1 rRNA gene (running past one end of the window) is annotated in these 1,198 nt (G+C 56.4%); it reads right to left on the bottom strand.

The features are described from left to right. Nucleotides 1-22 precede the first annotated feature (22 nt). Nucleotides 23-1,198 (bottom strand): 23S ribosomal RNA (locus tag IE212_RS34345); it runs 2,027 nt beyond the window's last position.

The raw sequence follows: 1,198 nt of genomic DNA, 5'->3' as shown, positions 1-1,198 counted from the left end.
AACACAGTGGACGCGAGCAACTGAGGACAAGCCCTCGGCCTATTAGTACCGGTCAACTCCACACGTTACCGTGCTTCCATATCCGGCCTATCAACCCAGTCGTCTACTGGGAGCCTTACCCTCTCTAGGAGGTGGGAGTCCTCATCTCGAAGCAGGCTTCCCGCTTAGATGCTTTCAGCGGTTATCCCTCCCGAACGTAGCCAACCAGCCATGCCCTTGGCAGAACAACTGGCACACCAGAGGTTCGTCCGTCCCGGTCCTCTCGTACTAGGGACAGCCCTTCTCAAGACTCCTACGCGCACAGCGGATAGGGACCGAACTGTCTCACGACGTTCTAAACCCAGCTCGCGTACCGCTTTAATGGGCGAACAGCCCAACCCTTGGGACCGACTCCAGCCCCAGGATGCGACGAGCCGACATCGAGGTGCCAAACCATCCCGTCGATATGGACTCTTGGGGAAGATCAGCCTGTTATCCCCGGGGTACCTTTTATCCGTTGAGCGACGGCGCTTCCACAAGCCACCGCCGGATCACTAGTCCCGACTTTCGTCCCTGCTCGACCCGTCGGTCTCACAGTCAAGCTCCCTTGTGCACTTACACTCAACACCTGATTGCCAACCAGGCTGAGGGAACCTTTGGGCGCCTCCGTTACTCTTTAGGAGGCAACCGCCCCAGTTAAACTACCCATCAGACACTGTCCCTGATCCGGATCACGGACCCAGGTTAGACATCCAGCACGACCAGACTGGTATTTCAACGACGACTCCACCCACACTGGCGTGTGAGCTTCAAAGTCTCCCAGCTATCCTACACAAGCCGAACCGAACACCAATATCAAACTGTAGTAAAGGTCCCGGGGTCTTTCCGTCCTGCTGCGCGAAACGAGCATCTTTACTCGTAGTGCAATTTCACCGGGCCTATGGTTGAGACAGTCGAGAAGTCGTTACGCCATTCGTGCAGGTCGGAACTTACCCGACAAGGAATTTCGCTACCTTAGGATGGTTATAGTTACCACCGCCGTTTACTGGCGCTTAAGTTCTCAGCTTCGCCGACCCGAAGGTCGACTAACCGGTCCCCTTAACGTTCCAGCACCGGGCAGGCGTCAGTCCGTATACATCGCCTTACGGCTTCGCACGGACCTGTGTTTTTAGTAAACAGTCGCTTCTCGCTGGTCTCTGCGGCCACCCCCAGCTCAGAC

Origin of the sequence: Streptomyces djakartensis, assembly GCF_014651075.1 — a bacterium.
In the GTDB taxonomy this organism is placed as follows: domain Bacteria; phylum Actinomycetota; class Actinomycetes; order Streptomycetales; family Streptomycetaceae; genus Streptomyces; species Streptomyces djakartensis.
Note: the sequence above shows the minus strand (reverse complement) of the source record. Positions and strands in the feature narration are given on the sequence as shown.